Origin of the sequence: Acidaminococcus sp., from assembly GCA_022482815.1 — a bacterium.
In the GTDB taxonomy this organism is placed as follows: Bacteria; Bacillota; Negativicutes; order Acidaminococcales; family Acidaminococcaceae; genus Acidaminococcus.
The window spans coordinates 1,886,944-1,904,142 of sequence record JAKVOM010000001.1 but is presented as its reverse complement, the minus strand read 5'-3'; the positions used below and the strand labels follow the sequence as shown (position 1 = coordinate 1,904,142).

Genomic DNA, 17,199 nt, shown 5'->3' with positions numbered 1-17,199 from the left:
CAATCCGGAGGGTTACCGGGAGTAACTCGAGGAATTGTCGACACAGCGTAACTGGCGCAGACACATGTAGATGAAGCTGCGAATGAATCACTGGCTCCCTAATTCTGCAGAGGACAGCCGAAACTTCCTTAGAAAAAACTCTGGTCAAATAGACGTCCGAGACAAGTCGAGAACTCTATTTGACCAGGTGCTTTTATATTTACATTGCTTTTTTCAGCGTAGGCTGTTTGATAGGCTCTTTGTCGATAAGTCTGACAATCAACAAGGTAATGATGCAAATCAGCCATTCGAAGTAAATAACGTGCGGGAAGATGCGGATGGACGGGATAAAGGTCCAGGCGACAAGGCCGAGGATACCAACTAAGGTCGTCCAGAAAGCCGTATTTTTCCGGCAGAGGCCCGGTGCAAACATGGTGCACAGAAATACAAGGGTGAAGGCTGTCGTGAGGCTCAGGCCGATCATCATCATCTTGACGATGCCCACCATATTGAAGGCCATCCACAGCGTAATGACGCCGATGATGAGAATGATGATTCGGTTTGCTTTGACATAATCCGATTCGGAAATGTTGGGATTGATAAAACGCTTATAGATGTCCTGCGAAACAAGGGTCCCGGCGCCAAGCAGAATCGTGCAGGCCGTCGATACGTCTGCAGCCCAGAGTGCAGCCAGGGTAAGGCCCGAGGCGACCGGGTCAAGGCTCATGACAATCTGCGGCAGTGCTTTGGTCGGGTTGATATTCGGGAATTCGGCAAGGGCTGCCATGCCGAGGATGGCGGAAAGAAAGCCTATCGGGAAAATCAGGAAGCCGCCGAGAATAAAGCCTTTGCGTGCAGACTGCACATCGCGGGCACCGCAGGCAATCTGTACAGGCCCCTGAGCGGTAATGGCCTGCGTTGTCATGACGATGATCCAACCGATCATCATGGCAGCTGTCAGCCCGCCGAAAGGACTCGTCCAGTCAAGGCCAGGCACAACGGGCAGCTTGGCAGCGATGCCGGCAAGCCCGCCGTCCCGCGTAAGGACCCGGACGACAGAATAAATAAGACCGATATAAATGATGGTGACACTGACAAGGTTCGATACGCCGCTCGACCAGAGGCCGCCGATGGCCGTAATGCCGATAAACACTACAGCGCTCGCAATCATGCCGCTTCTCATGGTAAAGACGTCAGGCATGAGGGACGACAGGATGGAACCGCCGGCCACATACTGCAGCGAGGTGATGCAGATCATGATGATTGAAAGCCCGATGACGCTGATAATACGTGCTTTCTTATCATAGGAACGCTCAAAAAGTTCCGGGACAGTCGTGCATTCGAGGCTGCGGTACTTCCCCGCCGCCACAAGGCCCATGATAATGGCCCCGATGGCCCAAGCCCCGTTGTACCAGCCGGCTGAAAGACCGAGCTTCGTGGCACTTTCCGCTACGCCGACCGTAGAAGCGGCACCGACCGCCATACCGGTGATGGCAAACGCAACCAGACAAGGTCCGAACTGCCTTCCTGCAAAAAGATACTCTGCCGGATTCTTGTCAGCGCGACGTTTCATGTAAAAAGAAACGCCAAACAACAAAATCACATAAATGAGGACAATAAAAAATTGAATGGACATGAATCTTACAACTCCCTGTACGGGAAGCTCTGATGATTCGATATTCAATTGATCGTGAAATCTGAACTATCTATCCTACCAGTGCTTCCTCAGATTTTACGTGCCCTTTTATTATAGAACTTTTGGGGAAAGAAGGGAAATAAAAAATAATTAGCCGCCAAAGGCGGCTGATTAGACGCTGTGGCGCTTCGCGCAAAAAGAAAGCTGGGACGCTGTGGCCGCCGAAGGCGGCGGGCCTGCGGCTGCGTGGTAATAAAATAAAAAGCGCTTTCGGTATTTAGCCAGGCGTGCGAGAGAAAGATAAGGTGTGGGATGAAGATTTAAGATTTTATCATCCATCACAGGGACCTTCTTCGACGCCGCTTTGCGGCATTGAAGAAGGGGGCCCGCTTTGCGGGGGATGATGACCCTTATTACCTTTTTTCTACTTCACGCAGTGAAGTAGAAAGAAGGAGGGCCATTTATGGCGGAAGATTTCTTTTTATCCCCTTCGCTTCCACTTTTGGTTCATTCACACCTTCAACTGCACATTTCTACCTTACTTTCATGTATAGTAGTTGTATCTACAAAATAAAATTTGGAGGTACTCAAGGACAGAGGAAAAAATGCAGTTTCATTCGCAGAATATGATGAACTACGAAAAAATGCCAGAATGATGCGTAAAAACATGACCGTAGTCGAAAAAATTTTATGGTATCAGGTACTTAAAAAACTCCCCGTACGAATTTTAAGGCAAAAATTATTTTTTACTATATCGTTGATTTTTACTGTGCTAAAGCTAAATTGATTGTAGAGGTTGATGGGATCCAACACACAGAAAAAGAAATTGAGGAATATGATGCTAAAAAAACCGCGTTTCTTAAGAACAGGGGCTATAAAGTAATCAGGTTTTCTAATTCTGAGATTGCGCATGATTTATATGGGGTTGAAGAAAGAATAAAGAAAGTATTGGAAAAGAGATTGGGGAAAGAAGTTTAAAAGAAGTGTGAGAATTAACCGGTGGTTTTCTAGATTTTTGTAGCTGCTGACCGATACAAAAAAAGAATTTTAAGGGACATCACCCACCGCAAGCGGTCCCCCCTCTTCAATGTCGCGCAGCGACGTCGAAGAGGGTCCCTAAAGAAATTTGATTTCTCTGCTGCCTTCTTTCAAGCCGCCCATCGCGGCTTCGAAAGAAGGAGGGACCGCAGTCAGCGCTGACGCCAGTGCAGCGCTGACGAGTGCGGGGGATGATAGCTTCTTTTAATAAAAAACAATGCATGGCCCGGGTAAGAAACGTAATTTCCCGACTTCACACACGCTTTTCAAATCTTTTATTTTTCGTTCACTTGCTTCCCGCTCATATGCTCTATCTTTAATTCTAAGATGCACACGTGGTCGATTGTCCGCTGTACGATGGCGTCGACGGCTTCTTTAGTTGGATAGTATTTCAGGCCGATGGCATAGAGCTCCTGCTTCTTCAGGGCTTCGTCTTCTACGATATGAATTCTTCCGAACAGGGTGACGCTGTTAAATTTCAGCCACCAGTTGTCCGGATTCTCTTTCCAGCCTTCGCTCAACACGTTGAATGTGACTTTATCCGAGCGGCGAATGGAATCAATTTTATGACCTTCACCGGCTCCGTGGAAAAAGACGGATCCGCGCTCTGCATCGTAATGATAATCGATGGGAATGGCATAAGGGTATCCATCATCACCGCAGACTGCCAGGGTGCCTCTCTTGCCTTCCTTCAGCACTTTGATACACTCAGCTTCTGACAGCTGCTGCTTGATTCTTCTCATAGCACGAAACATAGGAATTCCACCTTCTTTCATTTCTTTCCCCTATTATACAAAAAAAGACGAACCTGGAAACCAGATTCGTCTTACAATGTTAAATTCGGCAAAAATAAAATGGTGCCGGGGACCGGAATCGAACCGGTACGGAGATCGCTCTCCGAGGGATTTTAAGTCCCTTGCGTCTGCCAGTTCCGCCACCTCGGCAGGTTTAAGCAGATAAAAAAAAATTGGAGGCGACACCCAGAATCGAACTGGGGATAAAGGTTTTGCAGACCTCTGCCTTACCGCTTGGCTATGTCGCCAACAATTGGAGCGGAAAACGAGATTCGAACTCGCGACCCCCACCTTGGCAAGGTGATGCTCTACCACTGAGCTACTTCCGCATCATAATTGGTGCCTCAGCGCAGAATCGAACTGCGGACACAGGGATTTTCAGTCCCTTGCTCTACCAACTGAGCTACCGAGGCAAAAAGTGGCGACCCAGGACGGACTTGAACCGACGATCTCCGCCGTGACAGGGCGGCATTCTAAACCAACTGAACTACTGGGCCGTTCATCAGTCGCTCTCGCAACCGACTTCCTCATTATACGGCAGACCCCCCTCTCTGTCAAGGGTTTTTCTGAAATTAATGAAAAACAGTGGTAAGTGGGTAGTGATTAGTGGATAGTACCGTAGTGCGGGCAGGTTGTTGGCTAAAAGCCTAAAGGCAGATAGCAAATAGCAGTCAGCAGATAGCTGCAGTTAGCCGAAAAAATGCGCTTTGGTCTTTTAGCCTCGTCTTCGACAGAGAGGGTCTCTAATGCACCGATTGGGGTGTTGGTGTGGATTTTACGGCGTCTTCGTCGGACCAATTCCTGTTATCCTACTGAATATCCACCGCAAGCGGCCCTTTAAATTTCGTGATCAGCTTCGGTGATTTGTTTCAGGGTACTTTCGAGATGTTCGTCGAGGCGCTTTTCCAGTTCCTGCAGGGTCTTGCTGTCAAAGTCCATACTTGCATGGAATACGGAATTGATTTTCATTTCTCCAAAGAATTCGTTCCGCAGTCTGTTATACATGATAATGAGCTGATCTTTGCGTGTGAAGTCCGTATAGTCAATCATGATGATTGACCCGTTAATGTGCTCAATCGCCTTGTCAGGGGAAATATAGAGCTCAAATGGACCAATTTTCTTGGGGAGGTTCTTTCCGTACTCCCAATCTTTGAGTCCTTTCGCTTCTACCATTTCTCCGAGATTGACGCTCGCCGGATCTTCCATGCTTTTTAAGATTTCGGGAATGTAATGGCGCGCTTTTTCGGCGAAAAGATCCCGCTCCTTGTAAATGAGACGGATATCACGATAGGAATTCATTCCCATGGTACGGACGAGAATATAGTCAAAGGTCTCTGCCGTGTATGTGATATCAATGCTGGCACGAAGGGGCTCGCATTCGTAGCGGCAGATATAAAGAACCTGTCCTTCGATATGGTTTGTAATTTTTTTCGTGAAGGCGCCCATTTTATCGGGCAGATCACGAATGAGATCCCAATCCTGCACTTCCTGCTGGATGGTTTCGATAGGAGGATAAGACATGGTTGTACTCCTTGTTGTAAATTGTATATATTGCAGTGTAAAGCTGTGGCGCTGACGCGCAAGAAGAAAGCTGGGGCCGCCGGGGGCGGCGAAGGAAAAAAGCTATCTTCCCCCGAAAAGCGGGCCCCCCTTCTTTCGAAGCCGCGAGGCGGCTTGAAAGAAGATCCCAGAGAAGCAATGCTTCGCATTGCCAAATTAATTAAAAAAGAGCTTCGGAAATTAACCGCAGCGATTCTGCATTTTTGCTATAGCGTAATGTTACAAATGGTTTAAGAATAAATACTAAGGGTCATCACCCACCGCTTTCCGGAAGGCCTGGTATCACCAGGCCTTCCTGCGGTCCCCCCTCTTCAATGTCGCGCAGCGACGTCGAAGAGGGTCACTACTGCCTCGATTGGGGTTTGGGTTTGGATTTTACGGCGTCTTCGTCGTACCAATTCCTGTTGTCGTACTGAATACCCACCGCAAGCGGTCCCCCCTCTTATTTTTTTACAAAAAACAAGAGGGCTGGTGCTTTCATCTTAGTTTCAACAAGCGACATGCGACCTGCGATATTCAACAAAAGGCTGCCGCCGTGGCGGCAGCCTTGGCTGCTAATTAGTTATTTATTTGCTTTTTTGGCGGCGTCTTCGGCGAGCAGTTTCTGCAGTCTGCCGCAGCTCATCTTGCCTTCGTGGCAGACGCGCTGGGTCACGCAGGTCGGGCCTGCTTTAGCAAAAATAACAGGAGCGACTTTGCGGACTTCCTCAAGCATCTTATTAGCCAGTTCACGGATTTCCCACTGAGCGCGGTTGCAGCAGCGCAGTTCAAAGAAGTGCAGCAGGCTGCGGGCGTTCATGGTCACAACAATCTTCGTTTCCGTGGCATTCGGCAGGATGTAACGGGCATCTTCGGCCGGAATGCCGGCGTCCGTCATTTCGTTGTAAAGCTTCTGGATTTCATCGCAGAGGCCTTCAAATTTAGCTTTCATTTCCGGATTAGCGGCAATCGTAGGCGGCACAATGCGTTCAAAATTGTGTTCCTTCACATAGCGCTGGGACTGCTGGGAATAGGAAGCAATACGATGACGCACCAGCTGGTGAGTCAGCACGCGGGACACGCCTTCGATAGCGAAGGTAAAGTATACGTGTTCAAACGTAGAAGTATGTCCCATGCGGCCAAGCATTTTTACAAGGCCGGCCACTTTATCATCGGTCAGGTTTTCTTCAATTTCAGCGGCACCGATCGGAGAATAGCACAGATGGGCGCTCATGGCGACCGTCTTGTCCGGATCCGGTGTATAACGAATCAATTTGACTTGCATCATCTTTTACGACCTCCCCTTTCTGCTTCTGCCGCCTTGCGTACAATTTCAAACGACTTTCGCAGCAGTTCTTCAAGCCGTTCGTCCTGGTGACTGAGATACAGGTATCCCATGAGGGTTTCAAAAGCCGTACTCATGCGGTACTCCCGGACGCTGGCGCTTTTAGGCACTGTGGACTTCGTATTGCGTCCCCGGCGCTCCATGGCCGCTTCTTCTTCCGTAAGTTCCGGTTCGAGGGCTTCCATCGCCCTGGCCTGCATTACGGCCGACACCATACGGGCCGCCATGTTATGCAGGACCTGCACATGCGTGGAAACGGGAACAAGGCGCATCCGCACGTAGAGGGAAAAAACCGCATCCCCGACGTAAGCGAGGATAATCGGATGAAGAAGTTTGGGTTCTTTGGCCTCAAGCTCTTCCCCGCAGGCACGCAGCGCGAAATCCCTGATTCGGCAGTATTCTTCGAATCTCACTGTCTCTTCCACCGTACACCCTGAGGCGTATCTTCCAGGATGATTCCCTTCTTTGCCAGTTCGTCACGAATAGCGTCTGCCTTGGCATAATCCTTTGCCTTGCGGGCAGCCTGACGTTCGGCAATCTTCGCTTCGATTTCGGCATCGTCGGAAGCGCCTTCGGCAGGTTCCTTCGTGCCTGCCGGTTCGTCTTCCAGGATACCGATAATGGATTTCATTTCTTTCCAGGTCTTGATGATCTGGTCCATCAGTTTGCCGTCGGGCTTCTTGCTGCCGCTCATGATGGCCTGATGATATACGTTGATTTCCTTGGCCAGGGCAAAGAGATAGCTGATGGCAAGGGACGTATTGAAGTCATCGCGCATCGCTTCCATGAAGGCTTCACGCATGTCAGCAACCTTCTTGCGCAGTGCCATGCTTTCGTCGTCAGGACCGACGGAAATCACTTTCATGATTTCCAGCAGGTTCTGCTGAGCCGTGCGGAGACGTTCCAGACTGCGCTTTGCTTCTTCAAGACGCGCATCGCTGAAGTCCAACGGGCTGCGGTAATGCGTGTTCAGGATGAAGAGGCGGAGCACTTCCGGTTCGTATTTATCGAGGATTTCAGCGACCGTGAAGAAATTGCCCAGGGATTTGGACATCTTTTCTTCGTTGATCGTAATGAATCCGTTATGAATCCAGTAGCGGACAAAGGGACGTACGCCCGTTGCGCCTTCAGACTGGGCAATTTCGTTTTCATGATGCGGGAAGATCAGGTCGGATCCGCCGCCGTGCATATCAAAGGAGGGGCCAAGGTACTTCGTGCTCATGGTCGAGCATTCGATGTGCCAGCCCGGACGGCCTTTGCCCCACGGGCTTTCCCAATAGGGTTCGCCCGGCTTGGCAGCCTTCCACAGTGCGAAGTCCATCGGATTTTCCTTGCGTTCATCGACTTCGACACGGGCGCCTGCCATCATATCATCGAGGGTACGGCCGGACAATTCGCCGTAGTGCTTGAACTTTTCCACGCGATAGTAAACATCGCCGTCCACGACATAGCCGTAGCCGTTATCAATGAGCTGCTGCACGGTGTGGATGATGTCGGGAATATGTTCGGACACGCGCGGATATACGTGGCAGCGGCGAACATGGAGCTTATCCATCACGTCGAAATAAGCCTTGATATAACGGTTGGCGATGACATCCCAGGTCACGCCTTCCTGGTTAGCGGCGCGGATAATCTTGTCGTCCACGTCGGTAAAGTTCTGTACATGGGTCACATCGTAGCCTTCGTGTTCAAGGAAACGATGGATCGTATCCCAGACGACAAACGGACGAGCGTTGCCGATATGGGGATGGTTATAAGGAGTAACGCCGCAGACGTAGATATTGACTTTGCCGGGATGAAGCGGAACAAACTCTTCTTTTTTGCGGGTCATCGTATTAAAGACGCGAATCGTACTCATAACTTTCTCCTTTCCTTAGAGGGTGATTCCGGCTTTGGCAAGGCTGGAGAGCACACGTTTCTCGACTCTTTCAACGCCCATGAGCGGAATCATTTCAGCGAGTTCCGGACCGTGCTGGTTGCCCGTAAGGGCCACACGGAACGGCATGTAGACCTGCTGGCCTTTCAGTTTATTGCCCTTCTGCACTTTCTTGAAACAGCCTTTGACGCTGTCGTGATTGACTTCGGTCAAAGCCTTGAATTCAGCAAGGAGAGCCTTCAAAACCATAGGAGCCGTCGGTTCGCTGAGTACGGCCTTGGCTTCGTCATTTTCGAAGTCAAAGTCATCGGAGAAGTACATGGCAACCTTTTCCGGTACCTGGGCACCATATTCCACCTGGGTCTGGGCCGTAGCTACGACGCGTTTCAGCCAATCCAGTTTCTCACCGGTTTCATTGCCCGTCATATAGCCAGCCTGCACCATGAACGGTTCAGCCAGTTCAAAGAAGGCTTCCGGAGCCATCTTGTGGATATGCTGTCCGTTGATCCAGTTCAGTTTCTTGATATCAAATACAGCCGGGTTCTTGGCTACGCGTTCCATGGAAAATTCCCTGGCAGCTTCTTCCATGGTGAAGATTTCTTTTTCACCTTCCGGAGCCCAGCCGAGGAGAGCCAGAAAGTTGTCGATGCCTTCGGGGATATAACCCTTCTGACGATAGGCATCCACGGAGGTTGCACCATGGCGCTTACTCATCTTCGTATGGTCCGTGCCGAGGATCAGGGAAATATGACCGAAGACCGGTTTTTCAAAGCCCAGGGCATCATAGACGACGAGCTGGCGCGGCGTATTGGAAAGATGCTCTTCCGCGCGGATGACGTGGGTAATATGCATCAGATAGTCATCGATGACGACAGCATAGTTGTAGGTCGGGATGCCGTCGCTCTTTACGATAACGAAATCGCCGATGCCGTTGGAATCAAATTCCACGTCGCCGCGGACCATGTCGTGCACCACGATTTTCTGGTCGGCAGGCACCTTGAGACGAATGGAAGGTTTGCGGCCTTCGGCTTCGTACTTGGCGCGCTGTTCCGGTGTCAGATTGCGGCACTTGCCGCTGTATTTCGGCATCTTGCCGGCTTTGAGGTCAGCCTGGCGTTCCGCTTCCAGTTCTTCCGGCGTGCAGTAACAGTAATAAGCCTTGCCTTCCGCAAGGAGCTTATCCGTATATTTCTTATAGATATCCAGGCGTTCCATCTGATGGTAAGGGCCGTAAGGGCCGCCTACATCAACGCCTTCATCCCAGGTAATGCCCAGCCATTTGAGCGCTGCCTTGATGTTTTCTTCGGATTCCGGCGTGGAACGTTTCCGGTCCGTATCTTCAATACGCAGGACAAACTTGCCCCCCATCTTCTTGGCAAGCAGCCAGTTGAACAGAGCAGAACGAGCCCCGCCGATGTGGAACGGGCCCGTCGGGCTCGGTGCAAAACGTACTCTCATTTCTTTATCCATCTATACAAGCCTCCCCATGGTATATGGAACATATGAAAAACAGCTGGTGACCGGCGGTACGTGCCCGGTGCACCGGTAAAACAGTATGCTGACGCAGCGTGCAGGCATACTGCAAAAAAACAATAAACGTAAGCTTTTACGCTTTTTCCAGCGTGACGACGGCTTCTGCCGCAATGCCTTCTCCCCGGCCCGTAAAGCCGAGCTTTTCCGTCGTCGTCGCTTTGACGTTGACGGCGTCAGCGGAAAGCTGCAGATCGGCTTTGAGGTTCTCCAGCATCTGCGGTTCAAAGGGCGCGAGTTTCGGTCTCTGGGCAATGATGGTCACGTCCGCGTTATGGACGCGCCAGCCTTTTTCTCCGACAAGTGTAAGGACGCGGGTCAGCAGTTTACGGCTGTCCGCTCCGAGATAGGCGTCATCATTATCCGGAAAAAGACGTCCGATATCGCCCATACCGGCAGCGCCCAGAATGGCATCCATCAGGGCATGAAGCGCCACATCGGCGTCAGAATGCCCGTCAAGTCCCTTTTCATAGGGAACGGTAACGCCGCACAAAATGAGCGGCCGCCCCGGCACCAGACAATGTACATCATACCCGCTGCCGACATGCAAATCAAGCATGGAATCTCTCTCCTCTTTGACCAGAGACTCTGCATGACGCAGATCATCCGGCGTGGTAATTTTGAAATTGCGGTAATCCCCCATGACAAGGGAAACCGGCTTGCCGAGCGCTTCCACCATGCTTGCGTCATCCGTGACGGCAAGCTGATGAGCCCGGACATAGGCAAAGCTCTCCCGCAGGAGCGGCAGGGCAAATATCTGCGGCGTCTGCACGGCCCATAATTTGCTCCGATCGGGCGTACACTTAACGCGGCCCTCCGCATCCGCTACCTTGACAGTATCCTTGCTGGGAACAGCAGCAACGGCCGCACCCGTTTCACGCGCCTTGTTCCAGACCCGTTCAAAGATTTCCGGTCCGGCAAAGGGACGGGCACCGTCATGCACCGCTACCCAGCCCGTTTCATCCTCAATCAAATCAAGGCCGCGGGCCACGGAATCCTGGCGCTCTTTGCCCCCCGCCGTCACGACGTAGGAAAGCGCGGGGAAAAACTCCGCTTCGTACTGCTTCAGGAGTGTTTCTGCCTCCGAGACTTCGTGCGGTGCGACGACCACAATCACCTTCTTCATGCCTGCCACGCAGGACAGCTGGTGAAGGTTCCGCACAAGGATCGGCACACCACCGACAGCGGCATAGTTTTTATTATACCCCAAACGGGCTCTTTTTCCCATGCCGGCGGCAGCAACAATACAAAATAGTGAATCCATTCCTTATCCTTTGTTCATCTTGGCAAAAATCATGCGGCCGGCGGAAGTCTGAAGTACTGACGTTACCAGTACGGTCACAGAGGTGTTGACGGAACGCTTGGCGTTTTCCACAACGACCATGGTGCCGTCCTCAAGATAGCCGATGGCCTGACCCGGTTCCTTGCCTTCACGCGTCAGGAAGACCTGCAGGGATTCTCCCGGCAGTACGGCCTGCTTCAGGGCATTGGCCAGTTCATTGAGGTTCAGGACTTTGATGCCCTTGATTTCTGCCACCTTGCTCAGGTTGTAATCGTTCGTAGCCAGCTCGCCGTGCTTTGCCATGGCAAGACGCACCAATTTGGCATCCACTTCGGTAATATCATCGTAATCCGTATCCCAGATCTGGATATCGGCACTGTGTTCCTCCTGGATTTTCTTCACCATATCGAGGCCGCGGCGGCCGCGGTTGCGCTTCAGAGTATCGGCCGAATCGGCAATCTTCTGGAGTTCTTCCAGTACAAACTGAGGAATCACGATAGTGCCTTCCAAAAATCCAAGATGGATCACGTCCACAATCCGCCCGTCAATCAGCACACTGGTATCGAGAAATTTATAATTGCGGGAACCAGACCGGTTCGTTTTCTTTGCACCCTCCTTGTTGCGCGCAGAAAACCAGAACCGATTAAAGAATGAAATGATATCAGTCCGTTTGTCGAGGGCTACTTTGGCACCTACAAGAGCTCCAATAATACTCAGTACAAGAGAAATGTACGGTCCGATGATCGGCAGCCGGGAGAAGGAAGTCCCCAGCAGTGCGGCTACAATCAGGCCCATAATGACACCGACAGCCAGCACGAAGATTTCACCTGTCGGGAGATTGCCCAGGGAGGCAGCCACCCATTCGGAAAAACGCAGCGTGTAGGACATGATAATGGGTGCCAGGACTTTACCAAGATAGCCGAAAATGACAAACCCTGCAAAGCCCAGTACGAACCGCAGCGGCGTAATGCCAAGTACACCGGAAGTCAGAAAATCGACACTGACAAATTCTGCCAGCGTTGGAGCCGCCATTTCCATAAGGAGAAGACCGGAAACGGCAAAAACAAGGATAATCAGAATTTTTGTGATTTTCTCTAACATATGCTCACCTCCTTTCGATTTATCCCTTCATTTTACTATATTACATACCTAATGAAAAGCATAAAATCTCTCTAAAAAGAGAAAATTTACTTTAGGAATGACAATGATAAAAATGGCACAAAGCCATGCGGTAAAAAAGCCGTGAGAAAAAAATGCGCCCGGCCGAAAATCGCGCTGTATGCATCCCTATTGACGGCTATTGAATACTTTTTCATTCTACACTATACAGAGACGAAAATAGCACCTTTTCACTTCGATTTCACAAAAGAAATGAAAAGATGCCACAATGTTAAAAAAACGTTAAACAAATTGGTGGAGCCATTCCTCACTCTTTTCTTCGTCGCAGGATTCCACGAGCATGACTTCGCTGAGTAAAATCTGTTTAGCCGTCGTGAGCAGGCGCCGTTCGCCCGTGGAAAGCTTCTTGTCCGTTTCCTGGACAGCCAGGGTGCGAACCACATCGGCGACCTGGAAGATATTGCCTGTTTTCATCTTATCGATATAAAGATTATAACGGCGGTTCCAAGTGATCCGTTTCATTTTGTTCTCCGGACGGGATTTCAGCACATCCTCCACTTTGACGATGGTTGACTTGTCTACAATCGGGCGAATTCCGACCTTGTCGACATTGCTCTCCGGAATCATGACCTTCATGTTGCTCAGGAGCATGTCAAATACGAAATAGTTGACCGGACGGCCGTCAATTTGCCGCTGTTCAACGTCTTTAATTACTGCTGCTCCGTGCATTGGGTATAGTACCTTGTCTCCAACCTCGAACATCCATGCTCCCTCCTTTTCCCGAGTACGTGTTCTATATCTAATATAGCTAGATTTTAACACAAATATTTGAAAATGTCAAAAATTTATAATTTTAGCACTTACAGTATATGTATGTCAATAGGAATTACAAATTATATTGGAGAATGTGTTTAAATGATAAAAAAGAGGCAAAATAGGGAGGAAAGCTGTGGCGCTGTCGCGCAAAAAGAACGCTGTGACGCTGTGGCCGCCGGAGGCGGCGAATTAGTTAGCCTTCGGCAGAGAGGGTCATCACCCACCGCTTTCCGGAAGTCCCGATTATATCGTGCCTTCCTGCGGTTCCCCCTCTTCAATGTCGCGCAGCGACGTCGAAGAGGGTCACTACTGCCCCGATTGGGGTTTTAGTGTGGATTTAACAGCGTTTCTATCGTACCAATTCTTGTTATCTGACTGAATACCCACCGCAAGCGGTCCTCCCCTCTTATTCGCGCGGCAGCGCGAATAAGAGGGCGGGTGCGATAATTTTTGTACCTACCCTGAAATTGTGCAAAATTGATCACTTTTCCGCAGTCTCATTCCGGTGTCATTTCAGTGGCACTTGATAAATGTCAAAAAGTCAAATATAATAGTATGTGGTTGAAAAATCATGTACGCCCAATCAGCCGGACCGCTGAATGGGAAAAAACTGAGGAATGAGCGACCAGGAAGCCTAATCGGCGCGGCTCATTTCTGCTTGTCTTTTTGATTTTCGGCAGCCCATGCATGAAATACGATAAACCACAGGAGGGATCAATATGCGAAATATAGCTGATGTGATTGAACAGTTTATCATCAGTGAACTCTTTGCCAACGAAGAAGACTCGATCAATGTGAAGAGAAGTCAGCTGGCAGAAAAATTAGATTGCGCCCCTTCGCAGATTACATATACCTTGACGACGCGTTTTACACCGGAAAGAGGTTTTGAAGTTGAATCCAAGCGGGGCAACGGAGGTTTTATCCGGATTATCCGACTGCCTCATCCGCAGGGCCAGGGCCAGAATGAACTGCCTGCAAAGAGCAGCATTCATTCGGCCGAAGAAATGGTCAAAGCACTGGCGGATCAGCGTATGATCACGGCCCGTGAGAGCAGGCTGCTGACTTTCTTTCTCAATTTCCTTGGGGATCACGTCACGGAAAAGGATAAGCAGGCCATGATTGCCCAGGCTTTCAAGGCGCTGAACGGAGGCAACTGACGTGCCAAAATCCCAGACGAAGTATGTATGTCAGAATTGCGGCTACTCCTCTGTGAAGTGGCTGGGACGCTGCCCGGAATGCGGCACCTGGGACTCCCTCGTAGAAGAAGTCCAGGCCCCCGTGGACAAGCATCGTCCTTCCTATCTCAACACAAAAGAAAACGCCGTGCCTAAGACGCTGAGCGAAGTCAATACTGTCCGTATCGTCCGCATGACGACGGGCATCCATGAATTTGACCGCGTCCTCGGCGGCGGTATTGTGCCGGGCTCCCTGATTCTCCTCGGCGGCGCGCCGGGCATCGGCAAATCGACGATTACTCTCGACGTCTCCATGAAGGCGGCCAACCGGGGCATTCCCGTGCTCTATGTATCGGGCGAAGAATCGGAAGCCCAGACCGCCATGCGTGCCGAACGTCTCGGCAAAGCATCGGACAAACTGAAAGTCATGACAGCTACCGAACTCGGTGCCATCCTCGTGCAGGCCCGGCAGCTGAAACCAAAACTGCTCGTCATCGACTCCATCCAGACCATGTACAACAGTGAACTGGAAACGGCGGCAGGCAGTGTCGGACAGGTTCGGGAATGTACGGCCAAGCTGCTGAATTTTGCCAAGGAAACCAATATTGCCGTCATCATCATCGGTCACGTCACCAAAGAAGGCAATATTGCAGGGCCGCGTCTTTTGGAACACATGGTTGACGTGGTGCTGCAGTTTGAAGGCGACCGTTCCTTTACGTACCGCGTGCTGCGGGCCCTCAAGAACCGTTTCGGCTCCACGAGCGAGTGCGGTATTTTCTCCATGGAAGCCGAAGGCCTGCAGGAAGTAGATAATCCCTCAGGGCTGTTCCTGGAACCGCGTGAAAATGCCGTTTCCGGGTCCGCTATCACGGCAACCATGGAAGGCAACCGGCCGATTCTAACGGAGATCCAGGCGCTCGTCGCCCACACTCCTTTCGGGATGCCGAGAAGGACGGCTGTAGGCCTTGATTATAACCGTGTCAATATGCTCATTGCGATCCTCGAAAAGCGCATGAATATGAACTTCGGGGACCAGGACGCGTACGTCTGCGCCGTAGGCGGCGTCCGGGTCAATGAACCGGCGGCTGACCTCGCCATCGTGGCAGCCCTCGTCTCGAGCTACCGCGACCGCCCTGTTCCCATGGGCGTGCTCTGCATCGGAGAAGTCGGACTGACGGGTGAGCTGCGCCGCGTAGGACTTGTAGAACGCCGCATCAAAGAAGCCCGTCAGCTGGGCTTTCATAAGTTCGTCGTACCAAAAGGCAGCTTTACGGACGGCAAAAAACGCCCTGCTGATGTCGTTGAAGTCAGATCGGTGGAAGATGCCCTGGCGGCGTTGTTTGAATAGGTGAAGTGGTAAGTGGTTAGACGATAGTGGCTAGTACCGCAGTGCGGGCAGCTGCTTTGGATTCTTAATATAGCTTAAGAAAGCAGCAGGAAGGTTTTTAATTCACTGCAAACTGCTTGTCAGTTTGCTTCCTTCAGTGGCGGCCTGCGACCAGCGACCCGCGACCTGCGTAATAGAAAAGAAAACAGGAGCTGTGATGAAGATACGAAATGGTATCTCGTCACGGCTCCTGTTTTTTGTAGATTTTTTGATGCTTCCCAAATTTCAAAAGCGATGAAATTAGGGTAAAAGAAGCTGTCGAGTAGACGGGTCGAGTTGCCTCGCCCGCCCCTCACAGAACCGTACGTGCGGTTTTCCCGCATACGGCTCTTAGAATAATCTTTCAGCACCATATCTGCACCCTGATGCGTGGGTCAGGAATGAAGTATTTCCATTTTCTCATGACCTTCTCCCACGTCAGTTTGTGTTTTGTGCCGCGGCGATTCATCACCTCGAAAAACCTGTTCTGTGTGTAGTACCAGAACCCTTTTACGGCCTCAAGATTACCGTTCACCGCATAGTATCCTTCATGCCCTGCCAATTTTCTTCTAAGCATGAGCATCGTCTCTTTTATCGGTTTGGCCATTCGGCTTTTCAGCCATTCGCTCATCTTACGCCGTTTGCTCTTCAGTTTCTTCTTGCTGGTTTTCACAGCAGGACGGTTTCTTCCCTTCCTGTCCTTCGTGATGTAGAAGGTAAACCCAAGGAAATCAAAGGTATCTTTGGTTCCCTTGTTCTTGTCAAACGGGATTATTCTCGTCTTCTCCACTGCTACTTCCAGACCGAAACGGCCCAGGCGCTTTCCGAGCACCGACATGACTTTTTCGGCATCTGCCTTGTACTCGAACAGGATGAGGAAATCATCGGCATACCTCACATAGCGTATTGAGCCGCGCATGCAGGGCCGTACCACTTTCTCCATCCAGACATCCAGTACATAATGCAGGTACACGTTCGCAAGAACAGGAGAGATAAGACCGCCCTGCGGCGTGCCTTCCTCCGTGTAATACACCTGTTCTTTGTCCATGACCCCCGACCTCAGGAAGCGTTTGATGTAACGCAGGAAATCACTGTCATCGATGTCCTGTTTCAGGAATTCCATCAGGTACTCATGATTGACATGGTCAAAGAAGCCTTTAATGTCCGCTTCCAGTACCCAACGGCATTTCCCACGGTACATCGTGCCTTGGATTGCCCGTATTGCATCATGTGCACTGCGTCCCGGCCTGAACCCATATGAACAGTCCAGAAACTTGGGTTCATAGATTGCATTCAGCAGTTCAGCCATTGCGCCCTGTACAAGCCTGTCCTCAAAGCTGGGTATCCCAAGAGGACGCAGCTTTCCATTGTCCTTCTTGATGTATACCCTTCTTACAGGTTTTGGCTTGTATTGGAATCTCTTCATCCGCGCCAGCAGATTGCTGATGTTTTCATCAAGGTTAGCGCCATAGCTTTCCTTGCTGACACCATCTACACCCACTGCTTTACCCTTCTTCTGCCTTCTGTAGGCTTCATGCAGGGCATCCGCATTTACGTAGTGCATGACTCCCTGTACTCTTCCGAATACTTGCACTTGGTGCCTTAATCTCTGTGTCGCAATTTCCATTATGATAACCTCCTTGTGTTACCTTCTGTTTTGAGACAGAAATCGATTATTCTTTGCCCCCTTCGCTCCGCTTACTT

The 17,199-nt window shown here is 50.6% G+C and carries 14 protein-coding genes, 5 tRNA genes and 1 pseudogene; 2 read left to right on the top strand and 18 right to left on the bottom strand.

What is annotated here, in order from left to right; genetic code table 11:
* Positions 1–199: 199 nt before the first annotated feature.
* The 17 genes and pseudogenes from LKE33_08235 to LKE33_08155 all read right to left on the bottom strand — a co-directional run bounded on the left by LKE33_08235 (position 200) and on the right by LKE33_08155 (position 12,900).
* Entirely contained in the window at positions 200–1,615 is a 1,416-nt protein-coding gene (locus LKE33_08235) for a sodium:solute symporter family protein (GenBank protein ID MCH3950898.1), read from the bottom strand.
* Between the two features lie 171 nt (positions 1,616–1,786).
* A complete protein-coding gene (locus LKE33_08230; protein MCH3950897.1) occupies positions 1,787–1,954 on the bottom strand; it encodes a hypothetical protein in 168 nt (55 codons plus the stop codon).
* Positions 1,955–2,928: 974 nt separating this feature from the next.
* Positions 2,929–3,429 carry a pyridoxamine 5'-phosphate oxidase family protein gene (locus tag LKE33_08225; protein MCH3950896.1) on the bottom strand — a complete coding sequence of 167 codons (501 nt, stop codon included), beginning with the start codon at positions 3,427–3,429 and terminating at the stop codon, positions 2,929–2,931.
* A gap of 79 nt (positions 3,430–3,508) precedes the next feature.
* Positions 3,509–3,597 (bottom strand) — tRNA-Leu (locus tag LKE33_08220).
* Between the two features lie 24 nt (positions 3,598–3,621).
* A tRNA-Cys gene (locus tag LKE33_08215) sits at positions 3,622–3,695 on the bottom strand.
* A gap of 6 nt (positions 3,696–3,701) precedes the next feature.
* Positions 3,702–3,776, bottom strand: a tRNA-Gly gene (locus LKE33_08210).
* 8 nt (positions 3,777–3,784) lie between these two features.
* Positions 3,785–3,860, bottom strand: a tRNA-Phe gene (locus LKE33_08205).
* Between the two features lie 6 nt (positions 3,861–3,866).
* Positions 3,867–3,944, bottom strand: a tRNA-Asp gene (locus LKE33_08200).
* 340 nt (positions 3,945–4,284) lie between these two features.
* Positions 4,285–4,968: a hypothetical protein gene (locus LKE33_08195; GenBank protein ID MCH3950895.1), complete on the bottom strand. Its 684-nt coding sequence runs from the start codon at positions 4,966–4,968 to the stop codon at positions 4,285–4,287.
* Between the two features lie 601 nt (positions 4,969–5,569).
* On the bottom strand, positions 5,570–6,274 hold the full coding sequence (thyX, locus tag LKE33_08190) for an FAD-dependent thymidylate synthase (protein ID MCH3950894.1): 705 nt from the start codon (positions 6,272–6,274) through the stop codon (positions 5,570–5,572).
* A complete protein-coding gene (locus LKE33_08185; protein ID MCH3950893.1) occupies positions 6,271–6,744 on the bottom strand; it encodes a ribonuclease III in 474 nt (157 codons plus the stop codon). The genes thyX and LKE33_08185 overlap by 4 nt, the downstream gene beginning before the upstream one ends.
* Entirely contained in the window at positions 6,741–8,189 is a 1,449-nt protein-coding gene (cysS, locus tag LKE33_08180) for a cysteine--tRNA ligase (GenBank protein ID MCH3950892.1), read from the bottom strand. Before cysS ends, LKE33_08185 begins: the two co-directional genes overlap by 4 nt.
* A 15-nt stretch (positions 8,190–8,204) precedes the next feature.
* Positions 8,205–9,677 (bottom strand): glutamate--tRNA ligase, encoded by a 1,473-nt coding sequence (gene gltX / locus LKE33_08175; protein ID MCH3950891.1) that lies wholly within the window; start codon positions 9,675–9,677, stop codon positions 8,205–8,207.
* Positions 9,678–9,813: 136 nt separating this feature from the next.
* On the bottom strand, positions 9,814–10,296 hold the full coding sequence (gene ispF / locus LKE33_08170) for a 2-C-methyl-D-erythritol 2,4-cyclodiphosphate synthase (GenBank protein ID MCH3950890.1): 483 nt from the start codon (positions 10,294–10,296) through the stop codon (positions 9,814–9,816).
* A gap of 75 nt (positions 10,297–10,371) precedes the next feature.
* Positions 10,372–10,965 (bottom strand): annotated as a pseudogene (locus LKE33_08165) (2-C-methyl-D-erythritol 4-phosphate cytidylyltransferase).
* 39 nt (positions 10,966–11,004) lie between these two features.
* Positions 11,005–12,120: a PIN/TRAM domain-containing protein gene (locus LKE33_08160; GenBank protein MCH3950889.1), complete on the bottom strand. Its 1,116-nt coding sequence runs from the start codon at positions 12,118–12,120 to the stop codon at positions 11,005–11,007.
* Positions 12,121–12,420: 300 nt separating this feature from the next.
* Positions 12,421–12,900, bottom strand: a complete 480-nt coding sequence (locus LKE33_08155; GenBank protein ID MCH3950888.1) for a CarD family transcriptional regulator — start codon at positions 12,898–12,900, stop codon at positions 12,421–12,423.
* A 773-nt stretch (positions 12,901–13,673) separates the two neighbouring features.
* Here LKE33_08155 and LKE33_08150 point away from each other — a divergent pair.
* Together LKE33_08150 and radA are read left to right on the top strand one after the other, a co-directional pair.
* On the top strand, positions 13,674–14,111 hold the full coding sequence (locus LKE33_08150; GenBank protein MCH3950887.1) for a CtsR family transcriptional regulator: 438 nt from the start codon (positions 13,674–13,676) through the stop codon (positions 14,109–14,111).
* Between the two features lies 1 nt (position 14,112).
* Positions 14,113–15,477, top strand: coding sequence for a DNA repair protein RadA (radA, locus tag LKE33_08145; protein MCH3950886.1), 1,365 nt, complete (start codon positions 14,113–14,115; stop codon positions 15,475–15,477).
* A 382-nt stretch (positions 15,478–15,859) separates the two neighbouring features.
* Here the strand turns inward: radA and ltrA are convergent, their stop codons facing one another.
* The gene (ltrA, locus tag LKE33_08140; protein MCH3950885.1) at positions 15,860–17,122 is read right to left on the bottom strand and encodes a group II intron reverse transcriptase/maturase; all 1,263 of its coding nucleotides are present in this window, start codon (positions 17,120–17,122) and stop codon (positions 15,860–15,862) included.
* Positions 17,123–17,199: the final 77 nt, after the last annotated feature.

What these genes read in the sequence shown, in the direction of transcription:
- LKE33_08235 (MCH3950898.1), bottom strand. Translation starts at nt 1,615, where the DNA reads ATGTCCATTCAATTTTTTATTGTCCTCATTTATGTGATTTTGTTGTTT.
- LKE33_08230 (MCH3950897.1), bottom strand. Translation starts at nt 1,954, where the DNA reads ATGGATGATAAAATCTTAAATCTTCATCCCACACCTTATCTTTCTCTC.
- LKE33_08225 (MCH3950896.1), bottom strand. Translation starts at nt 3,429, where the DNA reads ATGAAAGAAGGTGGAATTCCTATGTTTCGTGCTATGAGAAGAATCAAG.
- LKE33_08195 (MCH3950895.1), bottom strand. Translation starts at nt 4,968, where the DNA reads ATGTCTTATCCTCCTATCGAAACCATCCAGCAGGAAGTGCAGGATTGG.
- thyX (MCH3950894.1), bottom strand. Translation starts at nt 6,274, where the DNA reads ATGATGCAAGTCAAATTGATTCGTTATACACCGGATCCGGACAAGACG.
- cysS (MCH3950892.1), bottom strand. Translation starts at nt 8,189, where the DNA reads ATGAGTACGATTCGCGTCTTTAATACGATGACCCGCAAAAAAGAAGAG.
- gltX (MCH3950891.1), bottom strand. Translation starts at nt 9,677, where the DNA reads ATGGATAAAGAAATGAGAGTACGTTTTGCACCGAGCCCGACGGGCCCG.
- ispF (MCH3950890.1), bottom strand. Translation starts at nt 10,296, where the DNA reads ATGCTTGATTTGCATGTCGGCAGCGGGTATGATGTACATTGTCTGGTG.
- LKE33_08160 (MCH3950889.1), bottom strand. Translation starts at nt 12,120, where the DNA reads ATGTTAGAGAAAATCACAAAAATTCTGATTATCCTTGTTTTTGCCGTT.
- LKE33_08155 (MCH3950888.1), bottom strand. Translation starts at nt 12,900, where the DNA reads ATGTTCGAGGTTGGAGACAAGGTACTATACCCAATGCACGGAGCAGCA.
- LKE33_08150 (MCH3950887.1), top strand. Translation starts at nt 13,674, where the DNA reads ATGCGAAATATAGCTGATGTGATTGAACAGTTTATCATCAGTGAACTC.
- ltrA (MCH3950885.1), bottom strand. Translation starts at nt 17,122, where the DNA reads ATGGAAATTGCGACACAGAGATTAAGGCACCAAGTGCAAGTATTCGGA.